This is a genomic window from Paenibacillus pabuli (assembly GCF_039831995.1).
Lineage (GTDB): Bacteria > Bacillota > Bacilli > Paenibacillales > Paenibacillaceae > Paenibacillus > Paenibacillus pabuli_C.
Genome location: NZ_JBDOIO010000004.1, coordinates 1,177,051 through 1,190,824 on the forward strand (window position 1 = coordinate 1,177,051; position 13,774 = coordinate 1,190,824).

Consider the following 13,774-nt stretch of genomic DNA (forward strand, 5'->3'; position numbering starts at 1 on the left):
TATGTTAACCGGTATTCGGGAAACGAGGCAAGATAAAATTTTTCTAACCTTGAATTATATCTACGTTACGATTGCTTTCCTTCTGGTGGCTTACCCGCTGGTATATATGATTAGCGCGTCCATCAGCAATCCGAAGGAAGTTGCTTCAGGGGCAATGTGGCTATTTCCCAAAGATATCACGTTTGAAGGCTATGAGCGCGTGCTTCAGGATCAACGGATCTGGTCAGGTTACGCGAACACTATTCTGTATACGGTTGTCGGTACTGCCGTGAACCTGGCGTTCACGATTCCAGCGGCCTATGCTCTCAGCAGAAGAGATCTGGTCGGCAGAGGGTTCTTTATGGGCACCTTTATGTTCACGATGTTCTTCGGTGGTGGGCTGGTACCAAGTTATCTGCTGATTAAGGAGCTGGGCATGATTAACAGCATGTGGGCACTGATTTTGCCTTCCGCAGCTTCGGTATGGAACATCATCGTCTCCCGCACCTTCTTCCAGGGAACGATCCCGAGCGAGCTTCAGGAAGCCGCACAGATCGACGGTTGTTCTAATTTCAAGCTGTTTTTCAAAATCGTACTGCCGCTGTCTATGCCGATCATTGCCGTTATGGCTCTCTTCTATGGTGTAGGACACTGGAACAGTTATTTCTCAGCAATGATTTATTTGAATGATTCGGCTAAATATCCGCTTCAGCTCGTGTTAAGACAGATCCTCGTTTTGCAGGAAATGTCAGCCCAAGGCTCCGGCATGATGGACGGATCAGCCGCATCGGCGCTGAATAACAAAGCCGAAGTGGCGGCACTCGTCCGTTATGCCGTCATTATTGTATCTACACTTCCGATCATTATCATATATCCGTTTTTGCAGCGATATTTCGTACAGGGTGTCATGATCGGTTCCGTTAAGGGCTGATCTATACCAAATAAATCATCATAAAGGGAGTTGTTGTCATGAAGAGAGCTCACAAGAAATCAACGGTTCTTTTAAGTCTGATCCTTGCTGCGAGTATGCTTGCAGCATGCGGAGCATCTCCTGATGGCGGTTCAACCGCTGAGCCGGGCACACCGGAAGAGACAGGGGTGAAGCAAGAGGGCTTTCCTATTGTGGAGGAACCCATCACATTGACCATGATGTCTCAGGATGTAGGTGTGGCAGACTGGAATACCATGCCGGTTATTCAGGAAGCAGAGAAGCTTACGAACATCAAGTTTGAATTCCAGCTCACTCCGATTGACAGCTTTGCAACCAAGAAAAACCTGGTCTTTGCAAGTGGTGATTTGCCTGATGTACTGTACGGAGCCGATCTTACGCCAGCAGAGCAGGTGACCTATGGCACCCAAGGCTCACTTATCCCGCTTGAACCCTACATTGATGGGGGATATGCTCCAAACCTTAAAAAATTGTTCGATGAAAATCCGGACATTCGCAAATCGTTCACAACGCCTGAAGGACACATTTACGCTCTTCCATTCATCGACAGTGCTGCCGTCTGGTATCGCAGCCCGATGTGGTATAACGGCAGTATGCTGGAAGCACTTGGTGTAAAGGAACTGCCGAAGACAACAGAGGAATTGTACGCATTACTGAAGCGGGTGAAGACGGAAGATCCGAATGGCAACGGCAAGGCGGATGAAATTCCGCTGACTTCCGTGAAGCTGGACGATCTGCGGATGTATTTTCTGGGCTTCTGGGGCATGTATGATCCCGTCGTTTACGTGGATAAGCAGGATAAAGTGTTTTACAGCCCGATGCAGGAAGGATACAAAGGGTATTTGGAATTTATGAATCGCTTGTGGAAGGAGGATCTGCTGGATCACGAGACCTTCTCCCAAACGCCTGAGCAGAAAAAAGCCAAAGGAGAAAACAATCAAATTGCCCTCTTTAATGACTATTTCTCCTACTTTACACTGGGTGGCGATCCGGAGGAGGCAATGAAAAACCCGCTTATGACACCGGTAGCGAGCGACATTGCAGGAACTCCCGTTTACGGTATGCATCCAGGCCTCTCTGCTAACGGAACATTTGCCATCACAAGTGTGAACGAGCATCCCGAAGCAACCATGCGCTGGATCGACTATTTGTATTCCACCGAGGGACAAACGCTCTTCAATCAAGGTCCTGAAGGCACGTTGTGGCAGTATACCAACAAAGATACGTTTGAAAAAGAATGGCTGCCTGTTCCGGGCGGCGGCGATCGTGAAGAGTACAGAGGCACCATTACTCCAAACTTCGGCATGCTGACTCCGGGTCATAACTCACCGGAGCTGACGAATGGTCTCACGACAGAATTTGACGAGTGGATTGCGAAGGAGAACGAAGAGAAGCTGATACCAATCGGTAAAGCGCCGTTCCCGAATGCATATTTGACCAACGAACAGCAGGATGAAGCGTCTGCATTATTGTCTGACCTTAATACGTACGTGAAGCAGATGGAAGCGAAGTTTGTAACCGGGGAAGAGCCTTTGTCCAACTGGGACAGCTATGTCGAACAGATAAAGAAAATGGGCGGAGACCGGATTCAGGAAATCTATCAGGAAGTGTACGATACGTGGAATGCCTCGGGCGAGTAATCGTAATAGATTCTTCGTTTGCAATAAGTTGAAGTAACAGAAAAAAGCCAACATCGACGGAATTCTGATCGTTCGTCTGTTGGCTTTCCTGTTATTAGCTGGCAGATTCAGTCCCCTCATCACTACCCGGGGTGCGATGAAGCTTGCGATATTGCCCGGGAGTAAGCCCAGTCTCTTTCTTGAATTTACGGATAAAATTCGGCGTATCCAGATACCCAACTTCCAGAATGAGATCTTTTAGGGGAGTATCCGTCGTTTTCAGTTGTTGAAACACCCTGTCGAGTCGTTTTTGCCAAATGTACTGAAGGAAGTTGATTCCGGTCTTCTCCTTAAAGGAACGGCTGACATGGGACGGTGAAACTTCAAATTCATAGGCAAGCGTATCCAGGCTAAGATTGTGATCTGTAAAATGGGCATCAATGTATTCAATAATACGGTCTATTAATGTCTGCTCTTCCTGCTGCGTATCCTTTTTTACCTCGTTACATAACTGGGAGGCAAGCGAGAGCAGGATGGATTCCAGCTCTTCCAGTGAACTGCTAAACACCATGTTGGGAGCAATCTGGTGCAGCATTTGATGTTCTCCAAGTTCCGAAGCTGTCTTAAGGATCGTGTTCAGTAGATCAAAGCTGATGCAGCGCACAAGCAGTGCAGGCAGCATGGAAGACTGCAAACTGGTTACGGATGAACGAATCAACTGGGAAGCGATATCGGTGTTTCCCTGTTTCAGACTTTGAACCAGCTTCAGCTGCATATGGTTTGGGATCCAGTAGGAATGGCTCGGTGTCTTGGATATTTCTTCAAATAAAGCCGATGACCCATACTCACCTGGTACGAGCAAATCAAAGGCAGAACAGGCTTCAACATAAGACTGGGTAAGCTCGTGAAGCTGCCGATATGCACTTCCTGCACCAATCAACGGCGTAATGGACAATGTGTCCAGAAGTAAGCCTCGTATCTGTTCCATAATTTGTTTTATACGGGATATCCGATCTATCCCTTCTACGGAATCAAAACTCATGATTAAACCGAATCGGTCCAGCTGGGGCAGCTCAACGCCATAACCGGTTGCCTGCAGATCAAGCAATTCAATATGGGCGAGACTGCCTGCAATACGGCGGCGGAGTTCCATATCGGCATGTTTGGAATCATTCCAGCCGATGACCATGACAAACAAATACTCCTTGTCCAGTTTCAGGTCGAATAACTGCACCAGTTCAGAAGACAATGGATCCGGATCTCCGGACTTAATTAAGGTCGACAAGTACTGATTCCGGGCAAACGGTTCCTGCAAATCGATGCGGGAGCTGTAATTCTGTAAGGCGGAACGAATCCGTTCCAGCTCATTGGCATTTCCAGACTCGCCATCATTCTTCTTTTCCGGGAAGCGGGAAGAAGCAAATTCGACCAGGGTTGAGATGGGCTTATACTGCATTTTGGCCAGAACGAGAGCGATCGCGACTCCGACCAGGAGGACGATACCTAAGATCATCATCATGAAACTGCGGACATCCAGTACACTGCTGAAGAACTGGGAGCTTGGCATTATCGTCATGTAGGTCCAGCCGTTAGTTTCCGATTGAACAGATACGATGGAATGATCTTTGCCGTCCAGCGTGCGTTCCTGGATCCCTGGAGTAAGGGTATTAAACAGGGTAGCTGATGCATCTGTGCTTAGGGTATCTCCTTGATGGTTGGCCGTCAGCACCTGTCCTTCTGCATCGAGGACATAGGTCAGACCTTGATAGTTTCCAAGTATGGAATCAATCAGATCTGTAATCTGCGACTCCTTGATAAATACCATGACCGTGGCATGAGGGTTCAGACTGTTTGGAGTAATGGGAATAAGGTAAGCAAGCTTGCGGTCCTGTACTCCACCGGTTTTGGTCACCACGTCGGCAGGTCTTACGGTAGGATGCTTGGTTTCATTGAGATCGTTATACAGGGATTGCTTGTTCCAGTTCTTGAAGCTGAGATTGTCGGCAAATACCTCGAAGTCGGTCAGGCCTTTGCTGGAATAAATGCGTTTGTCATCGTGGAAATAAAGATAGATTTCATCAATCATGGAACTGGTGGCTTTGTACTGATCCAATGCGCGAATGGCTTCCGGGCTGGTCTGGGTATTGGTGACCCGATAGGAAGAGAGCCGGTTATCGTAAGAAATCCGGGAAGCAATCTCGCTAAGCTCTTTCATTCGGCTGTCAATGGTCACTTTCGTTTGTGATAACTGGGCCAGACGCGAGCTTTCAATTTCAGTACGGAGGGTGGTTACTGCATTTTCATAGATAAATACGGTCATGAACACGAGTGGAATTAGCAGAATGAACAGGTAGGACCAAATGTATTTCAGGAACAGTTTGGATTTGAAATAGTCCATTCGCAAGTGAAATGCTGCCTCCTTTCCATATGGAGAAGTGCCATTTCTTTTCTTATTAAATGATAGCAATAAACAAACGGTTTGGACATAGCTTTTTCGAACGTGTGCACAGGGTTTCCAAATATCGCAGAGAAAAAGGTGTAGATGATCATGCAGAAATGGTTTGAGGATGCGAAGCTGGGAATTTTTATTCACTACGGAATTTATGCAGTGGACGGCGTTGCGGAGTCCTGGTCATTCTACAATGGCCGTATGACTTATGACGAATATATGGAGCAAATGGAGCGATTCACCGCCTCCAGATTCAATGCCGCGGCATGGGCGAATCTGATTGAGAGATCGGGTGCCAAGTATGCTGTGCTGACAACCAAGCATCATGACGGAGTCGCTCTGTGGGATACACAGTACAGTGACTTGAATACGGTGAAGAAAACACAGGCTGCACGGGATATTGTCAAAGAATATGCAGATGCGATCTTGGCAAAGGGACTTCGACTCGGACTCTACTACTCGTTGATCGACTGGTCCCATCCGGATTACCCGAGTGTATATGAAGGCGGCAAGGTGCCGGATGACCCTGGTTCTTCCAATCCGTTCTCCTATCCCCTGGATGGGATTCAGGATGAAACCAAATGGCAGAAGTTTCTGGAGTTTAACAACCATCAACTGAAAGAATTGCTTACCGGGTTTGGCAAAGTTGATCTGCTATGGTTTGACGGAGATTGGGAACGAAGCGAGAAGCAGTGGAACCTGCCTGAATTCAAACGGTATCTAACATCAATGCAGCCAGAACTCATAATTAATTCACGCCTGCAAGGACACGGGGATTACAAAACGCCTGAACAAGGCCTGCCGATTACGAGACCAGACGGGCCGTGGGAGTTTTGTACAACGATCAATTCCTCTTGGGGGTATGTCCCTACGGATCAGCATTACAAATCACTGCATCAGATCGTGCGCATGTTTTGCGACTGCATCTCCATGGGCGGCAACATGCTGCTTGATATTGGCCCAAGGGAGGACGGAACAATTGATGAGAGACAGGAGGCAATTCTTTTAGGTCTTGGCGATTGGATCAGAGCGCATGAAGAAGCCGTATACGGGACAAGAGACGGGATTATGAGCCGGTATTATGGCGACGGAAGCACTCTCTCGGCAGATGAGAAAACACTCTATCTCTTTGTGCATGGAAATCCGAAGGAAAGTATTTGTGTGAAAGGGTTGTGCAACAAAATCAAGAAAGTATCCGTGCTGCATTCAGGCAAAGAACTGACGTATGACATTCACGGCGGGGTTCCGTGGTTTCAAATTCCCGGTACAACATGGATTCACCTGACCGGTGAAGATACCCATGAACTGACAACAGTGGTGAAGCTGGAATTTGATGAGAAGGTTGATATGTACGGCGGCTCCGGGGCAGTCGTTACTCATAACTGAATGGAGGGATCAACATGATGCTAAGTGGCGTGCCCATACCACGTATGGATACCTATCAGCCGAAACACTATATGTGCCGCCGTGCAGTAGGTGAGCTGGTGCTTGACGGAAGGCTGGACAAGCCTTTCTGGGATCAGGCGGAATGGACGGACAAGTTTGTGGATATTGAAGGGGATCTTCGTCCTGCTCCCGCGAAGGATACAAGGGTGAAAATGCTGTGGGACGATGAACACTTTTATTTCGGTGCCGAGCTTTGGGAGGATCAGATCTGGGCAACGTTGACTGAGCGCGATTCCGTCATTTTTTATGACAACGACTTTGAGATTTTCATTGATCCAGACGGGGACAGCCACGGTTACTACGAATTCGAAATCAATGCGCTAAATACGGTATGGGACCTGCTCCTGATCAAGCCTTACAGGGACGGGGGACCACCGCTGGACAGTTGGGATTTGAAAGGATTGAAAACAGCCGTGTATATTGACGGCGAGCTGAATCGTCCCGAAGCGAATAACCGGAAATGGTCTGTCGAGGTTGCGATCCCGTGGACCAGTCTGAAAGAGTGCGCCAAGGAAAAGCGGGCTCCGCTGCCGGGTGAATTTTGGAGAGTCAATTTTTCGCGGGTAGAGTGGCAGGCTGAGGTGGTGAATGGAAATTACCGCAAAGTAATGGATCCCGATACCGGTAAGCCCTATCCGGAGGATAACTGGGTCTGGTCGCCGATGGGACTGGTGAATATGCATTATCCCGAACTGTGGGGCTATGTTGTGTTTGCCGATGAGGATGATGGTAATGACGATTTTGCGCTGCCGCAGGATGAACGGATTAAATGGGAGCTAAGAAAGCTATATTATCTGCAGCGTAATTACAGGGAAAAGAATGGGACGTTTACGCAAGACCTGTCATTGCTCGGCTGGACTTCTGATGTGGAAGTTCATCCTGAGGTTTATGCTGCCAAACGCCTATTTCAAATTTCAGCTGCGACTGCGGACGGGACCGGAAGATGGCTCATTCGCGAAGACGGGAACCTATGGGAAGAGAGGGATATGAAATGAGTGTGCAGATGTCGGCGTTTTCGCTTACTCCCGAAGATATGAAATCTATTGAAGATAAGCTTCATATCAAAAAGGAGCTTGTCCAGGCACAGGCTGACGAGATCTTTGCCGTATTCAAGGAGCCGCTGTCCGTGGAAGAAGAGTGGGCGCTCAAGTTTGTGTATGCATACAGTCCGCTTCAGGATCTGGCAGATGTACCGGGTGCGCTGTTTTTAAGTCACGTAAGATCAACTCTGCGAATGCGGCGGGAGGTTCCGTGGGGGCAACGGGTACCGGATAATTTGTTCCTTCATTTTGTGCTTCCCTGCAGGGTTAATACGGAGAATATCGAGGATTGCCGAGCGATCTTCTACGCAGAACTGGTGGGTCGCATCATGCCGCTCACGATGTCAGACGCGATTCTGGAAGCCAACTACTGGTGCCATGAAAAGGCAGTCTATACCGGCAGCGATCTTAGGACGGTTTCACCGCTCACCATGATTCGGAGTGCAAGGGGGCGCTGCGGGGAAGAATCAACGCTGGCCGTGACTGCACTGCGAAGTATTGGGATTCCTGCCCGTCAGGTATATACTCCTCGCTGGGCACATTGTGATGACAATCATGCCTGGGTGGAAGCGTGGGCTGACGGAACATGGTATTATATCGGCGCTTGTGAACCGGAGGCCAGGCTGAACCAGGGATGGTTTACGCCACCTGCCCGCCGGTCGATGTTGATGAATACAAGAGTGCTTGGCAGCTATCGTGGTCCGGAGGATGTAACACTGGCAACAGAATGGTATACCGAGCTGAATCTTTTGGAGAACTACGCTCCAACAAAGGAGCTGACTGTATCGGTCAAGGATCTGGCCGGAGTTCCAGTGAAGGGGACTTCTGTGCGATTTGAACTGTATAACATGGCCGAATTCTATCCGATTGCAGAGTTATTGACGGATGAGAACGGAGAAGTGGTCTTCAAGACGGGATATGGTGCTCTGCTTATCCGGGCGGTATTTCAGGGACGGTGGCGGGAGCATAAGGTCACGGTTGACACAACAGACCGATTGGAACTTGTGCTGGATCTGCAAAGTCAACCTGTGCAAGAGAGCGGAGTAGTTGATTTCGACATGGTTCCTCCGCCTGAGACGCAGGGTGAGGAGCTCCCTGCATTGACAGAGGAAGCTGAGTCGCTGCATCAGCAGCGTTTGTCGGAGGGGACGGAAGTCCGTACTGCGTTTGAAGCCACGTTTATAACTCATAAGGAGAGCACGGATCTATCTCGGCAGCTAGGCCTTCCGGAGGCTAGGGTATGGGACGTCATGCAGAAATCGCGCGGAAATGGCCACGAAATCGCCGCGTTTCTCAGGGAAAGCTCTCCAGAGCACGGGGAGTGGCCGTTACTGCTGCTGGAGTCGCTGAATAGTAAGGATTTGATTGACACGTTCCGTCCCGTACTACAGGAGCATTTAACTTATTCGCTTCCTCTGCGCGGTATGATCCCGGATACCTTGTTTATTCCCTATGTGTTATGTCCTCGCGTTGCATTTGAGATGCTTGGGCCGTACAGGGAACAATTCCAGGCAGCCTTTGCTTCAGATGAGAGGGATGCCATGGTGAAAGAGCCTTCACTTCTTGTTACAGCAATCAAGGAGAAGTTTATTCATTCGGAGGATCTGCCCAATCTGAAAGGAAAGGGTACAGCGGCAGGGACTTATCGGTTAATGGCCGGGGATGAGGAATCGCTGGCAATCCTATTTGTTTCCATCTGTCGCAGTATTGGCGTTCCTTCCCGTCTGCATCCAAGTGAACGCAAGCCGCAGTATTGGCAGAATGGGTCCTGGATCTTCGCGGATCTTGGCAATGAGGAAAAGGTGAAGCTCCGAATGGGAACCATTCGTCTTGTGCAAAACGAGGCAGGAGCAAACGTGCCGGAGGCTTCCTACTATGAGAACATTTCCATTGCCCGGCTTGTTCAGGGGAAATACGTGACTTTGCATTTCCCTTATAAAGAGACGAAGCTGTTTGCCGAGCCTCTGCCAGCTGAGGAAGGGTCCTATCGAATGACGACAGGCATACGATTGAAAAATGGCACGGTAAAAGCTCGTTTTACCTATTTTAAGTTGAATGAAGGGGAAGAGGCTTGTGTTGACGTAACCTTCCGCAGCGCCGATGAGGAAATTCCTGTCCTTGGAACGGTGGATAAGCACGTGGAACTGCGATGGAACGACGGAAGCATAGCTACACTAGAGAATAGCGTTGGAACGGCAGCGGGCATGCTTCTTTCCTGGATTGAACCGGAGCGAGAACCGACCATACATTTGCTGAAAGAACTTGCTGACCTGAGGAAAGAATTGGTGGAGCGGAATGTACCGATTGTATTGCTTACTGGCTCTGCTGGTACAGGAAAATCATTGCAGAGCAAACAGCTGGAGATGCTGCCGTCACAAGTCCGGTTAGGCGAGGACGAGGCTGCCTCATTGCCTGAAGTGTTCCGCAGCTCTGGAGCGACAGAGTCAGGTTATCCCCATCTTGTCGTCCTGGATGAAGCTTATCGGATCCGTTATATTTCATCAGGATACCGGATTGGTGCCGTGAAGGAAGCCATTCAGGTAAGTTCGCTGCTGACCGGACAGCGCAGTGATGCAATCGGGCATGAAGGAGGCAGCCTATGAACCCAAAATGGATTGTTGGATATGTTGGACATCGTGACTTGAACGATGTGCCGGAGGTAGACTTGAGCAGGATGACGCATATCAATATCGCATTTGCTCATATTCAGGAAGATGTCATTCAGACCAGCCATCTGCAACATATGGATCGGATTCCGGTGATCAAAAAGGCTTTCCCGGATCTGAAAATGATTTTGTCTGTCGGAGGCTGGAGTGCAGGCGGATTCTCGGAGGCGGCAGCGACCGAGCAAGGGAGGCAGAAGCTGGCAGGATCAGCTGTCCTGGCCGTGACTACCTACGGACTGGATGGCATTGACTTGGATTGGGAATACCCGTGTTATGGAGAGGCGGGTATCGCTGCCTCTGCGGAGGACAAAGTTAACTTTACGCTACTGTTAAAAACGATAAGGGCAGCTCTGACGAAGCAAGGTGAACTAGATGACAGGCATTATATGCTGACCATTGCGGCCGGTGCTGATCAGTACTACATTGACGGTACGGAAATGGATCAGGTACAGCAGTACCTTGATTATGTACAGCTGATGACGTACGACATGCGTGGAGGTTTCCAGGTACTGACTGGACACCATACCAATCTCTATACTGCGACAGGTGATTTATACCGGATTAGCACGGATGCCTCGGTACGTATGTTTCATAATGCAGGTGTACCGCGAGATAAAATTGTCATTGGTGCGGCATTTTACTCCAGGATGTGGAAAGGTGTACCGGACCGTAACAACGGATTGCATCAGATGGCCGAGACGACCGGAGGTTACGGACCCGAATATACGGAGTTAAGCGAAAAGTATATTGGCCTTAACGGATATGTCCGATATTGGGATAATGAGGCCAAGGCCCCTTATTTGTTTAATGGCAACACACTCATCTCTTACGATGATCCGGATTCGATCAGAGCAAAATGCCAGTATATCATTGAGCAGGATCTTGCCGGGGTGATGTTCTGGGAATACAAATGTGATGCGTCACATGAGCTGCTGAAAACGATGGATGACGAGCTCCGCGCAGGACGGCATGCGTAGTAGATGTGATAAAACTGAATATCTTCAGTGGAATCCGGCATATCGCGGGTTCCTTTTCTTTTCAAAAGAGATTAAAATAAAGAGAAGGTTATTGGTTGTCATAGGTCTTCGTTTACGTTTTTAATGAATTAGGCACAAAACGGATTTTATGAAAAAATCTGAACTTACGCCTTGAGCTTACGGGACTTATGTTGTAATATATTTGGTAATAAATAGATAGAAAGTCCTATCTGGTGGAGAGTGATTCCCATGCGTGATAAGGTGATGCAACGTTGGAGCACCTACGAGCCGTTTTTCGTAGCTCTTGGAGACAAAAAAGTGGCCGACATCGTCATTACCCATCATGCCAAAATGCGGTATGCAGACCGCATTGAGCCCACACGTAATGATGATGACCATATTGCGGCTTGGTTATGGGAGTGTCTGAAGCAGGACCGTATTACGCCATACTACCGTAATGAACAGGACGTCTACCTCATCGACGAAGATGTGGTAGTGGTTGCGGAATTTTCCGAGCTTGAAGGAGAATATGATATCGCCGGCAATCCTCTTCACAAGATGATTGTAGTTACCTTTTTGGGGCGAATGTCAGAGACAATTGAGCTTCGTGACCTGAAATCATATTATTCCTGGTTGAGGCATTCCAGACGAATGACTCTGGTTAAGAACAGTCGTAAGCACAGGTAATTCACAGGAAACATTCAAGACATTAGCAATGATATATTCAAGCTACATCGCATGCAGACAAGCTGCATGCTTTTTTTGTTGGAATTCGGAAAATCGGCTACAATGAGGTAAGCGTACAGAAGAGGGGCGAAGATATGAATTTTCATCAGTTGCATATTTTTTACACCGTGGCAGAAAAGGGGAGTTTTTCAGCAGCTGCGCAAGCCTTACATATGACCCAACCAGCGGTGACGATGCAGATTCAATCACTGGAAGACTATTTCGGCACAAAGTTACTGCACCGTTCAACCAAAAAAATAGAATTATCCGAAGCTGGGCGAACCCTGCTGCCGCATGCCAAGCGGAGCGTGGAACTGGTCAGACAGACCGATGAAGCGATGTCGGCATTTACACAGATGCTTCAGGGAAGATTACAGCTCGGTGCCAGTTTGACCATTGGAGAATATGTTTTACCGAGGATGCTTGGTCCCTTTGCACGTCAATACCCCGATATCTCAATCGTAATGAAAGTGATGAATACAACGCAAATTATGGACGATATTTTGAAGCACCAGTTGAATTTTGGCCTCATCGAAGCTCCGATTCATCATCCCGACATGATTGTGGAACCGGTGATGCAGGACGAATTGAAGCTGGTTGTTCCGGCAGGTCACGCACTCGCGGAACGCGGGAAAGTGGAGCTGGAGGAGGTTATGGCTTATCCATTTGTACTGCGGGAGAAGGGGTCCGGTACAAGACAGGTTATGGAAGACCAGCTGCAAAAGAAAAACATTGATCCGCAGGACATGAACGTAGTAATGGAGCTCGGAAGTACAGGAGCAGTAAAATCGGCGGTTGAAGCCGGCGTGGGCATAACTATGTTATCTCCTTCATCCGTTCAACATGAATTGGCACTTGGTCTCGTTCATATTGTTGATATCCGCGGACTTGCATTCAAACGACAGTTCTACGCCATTCATCTGAAATCTTCCCTGCTTCCTCTATCCGCAGTAGCTTTCTTGAACTACTTGAGACAGCAGGAGCACACAGGAGCGGAAGGAGTCAAGGAAAAAGAAAGCGAGTAATCGTGAACACAACCATTTAGCAAGGAGATGTTGTTAATGGATCAACCTAGCGGACGCTGTGATCTGCATACTCACAGTCAGGCTTCGGACGGCATGCAGTCACCTTCCGAAAATGTAAGGCTTGCCAAACAAAAGGGACTGTCAGCCGTAGCAATCACGGATCATGATACGGTAGCAGGTGTGGCAGAAGCGCAGCAGACAGGCCAGGAATGTGGTATCGATGTTGTGGCCGGCGTTGAGATCAGTACCCGCGCAGGAGGCAAGGACATCCATGTGCTGGGTTATTATGTGAATATAAAGGATGAACTCTTTCTGGAGCGGCTGCATGGACTTCGTGACGCACGGGAGGAACGAAATCATCGCATTATTGCCAAACTGCAGGAGCTTGGCCTAGCCATCAGTTGGGAGGAGGTCATTGAGGGGCTAGGACGCCCTCTGGAGCCAGATGAAAGCATTGGCAGACCTCACATGGCTGATGTCCTGGTCAGCAAAGGGTATGCTGTTGACATGCGGGATGCCTTCGATCGTTATCTGGCCGAAGGTAAACCTGGCTTCGTATCGGTTCCGCGTGTAGCTCCTGAAGATGCCTGTCAGTGGATTAGAGAGGCGGGAGGAGCTGCGGTTATAGCACATCCGGGTCTTTATGGGGATGATGAACTGGTTCGCCGGATCATTCAGCAGTCACGACCTGACGGAATTGAAGTATTTCATTCAGACCACGGCCCCGAAGAGGAACACAGGTATGCCCAATTGGCACGGGAGTTTGAATTAGTTGTGACAGGCGGATCAGATTACCACGGTGTAAGACAGGGTGTTGTCTTTCACGGGGATCTGGGGAGCAAGACGGTAGCAGTCGATGTGCTTGAACAACTGCGTGCAGCGGCTAAACGTTAATTTA

At 48.8% G+C, this 13,774-nt stretch carries 10 protein-coding genes; 9 read left to right on the top strand and 1 reads right to left on the bottom strand.

The genetic code is table 11. From position 1 onward, the window contains the following. Position 1 precedes the first annotated feature (1 nt). Positions 2-910, top strand: a complete 909-nt coding sequence (locus ABGV42_RS24915; RefSeq protein WP_347384143.1) for a carbohydrate ABC transporter permease — start codon at positions 2-4, stop codon at positions 908-910. 38 nt (positions 911-948) lie between these two features. After that, positions 949-2,568 (top strand): extracellular solute-binding protein, encoded by a 1,620-nt coding sequence (locus tag ABGV42_RS24920; protein ID WP_347384144.1) that lies wholly within the window; start codon positions 949-951, stop codon positions 2,566-2,568. Between the two features lie 94 nt (positions 2,569-2,662). On the opposite strand, the gene ABGV42_RS24925 is transcribed toward ABGV42_RS24920, so the two are convergent. Beyond that, entirely contained in the window at positions 2,663-4,945 is a 2,283-nt protein-coding gene (locus ABGV42_RS24925) for a helix-turn-helix domain-containing protein (protein ID WP_347384488.1), read from the bottom strand. A gap of 150 nt (positions 4,946-5,095) precedes the next feature. Here ABGV42_RS24925 and ABGV42_RS24930 point away from each other — a divergent pair, with 150 nt between their 5' ends. From ABGV42_RS24930 to ABGV42_RS24960, 7 genes are all read left to right on the top strand, one after another. After that, positions 5,096-6,382 carry an alpha-L-fucosidase gene (locus ABGV42_RS24930; RefSeq protein WP_347384145.1) on the top strand — a complete coding sequence of 429 codons (1,287 nt, stop codon included), beginning with the start codon at positions 5,096-5,098 and terminating at the stop codon, positions 6,380-6,382. Positions 6,383-6,396: 14 nt separating this feature from the next. Further along, positions 6,397-7,437 (top strand): carbohydrate-binding family 9-like protein, encoded by a 1,041-nt coding sequence (locus ABGV42_RS24935; protein WP_347384146.1) that lies wholly within the window; start codon positions 6,397-6,399, stop codon positions 7,435-7,437. Beyond that, on the top strand, positions 7,434-10,085 hold the full coding sequence (locus tag ABGV42_RS24940) for a transglutaminase-like domain-containing protein (protein WP_347384147.1): 2,652 nt from the start codon (positions 7,434-7,436) through the stop codon (positions 10,083-10,085). The genes ABGV42_RS24935 and ABGV42_RS24940 overlap by 4 nt, the downstream gene beginning before the upstream one ends. Beyond that, the gene (locus ABGV42_RS24945; RefSeq protein WP_347384148.1) at positions 10,082-11,125 is read left to right on the top strand and encodes a glycoside hydrolase family 18 protein; all 1,044 of its coding nucleotides are present in this window, start codon (positions 10,082-10,084) and stop codon (positions 11,123-11,125) included. The genes ABGV42_RS24940 and ABGV42_RS24945 overlap by 4 nt, the downstream gene beginning before the upstream one ends. 249 nt (positions 11,126-11,374) lie before the next feature. Continuing rightward, positions 11,375-11,812, top strand: a complete 438-nt coding sequence (locus ABGV42_RS24950) for a hypothetical protein (RefSeq protein ID WP_095290252.1) — start codon at positions 11,375-11,377, stop codon at positions 11,810-11,812. A gap of 134 nt (positions 11,813-11,946) precedes the next feature. Then, positions 11,947-12,876, top strand: a complete 930-nt coding sequence (locus ABGV42_RS24955; RefSeq protein WP_347384149.1) for a selenium metabolism-associated LysR family transcriptional regulator — start codon at positions 11,947-11,949, stop codon at positions 12,874-12,876. Between the two features lie 36 nt (positions 12,877-12,912). Then, positions 12,913-13,770: a PHP domain-containing protein gene (locus ABGV42_RS24960; protein WP_347384150.1), complete on the top strand. Its 858-nt coding sequence runs from the start codon at positions 12,913-12,915 to the stop codon at positions 13,768-13,770. The last annotated feature ends 4 nt before the right edge of the window (positions 13,771-13,774 follow it).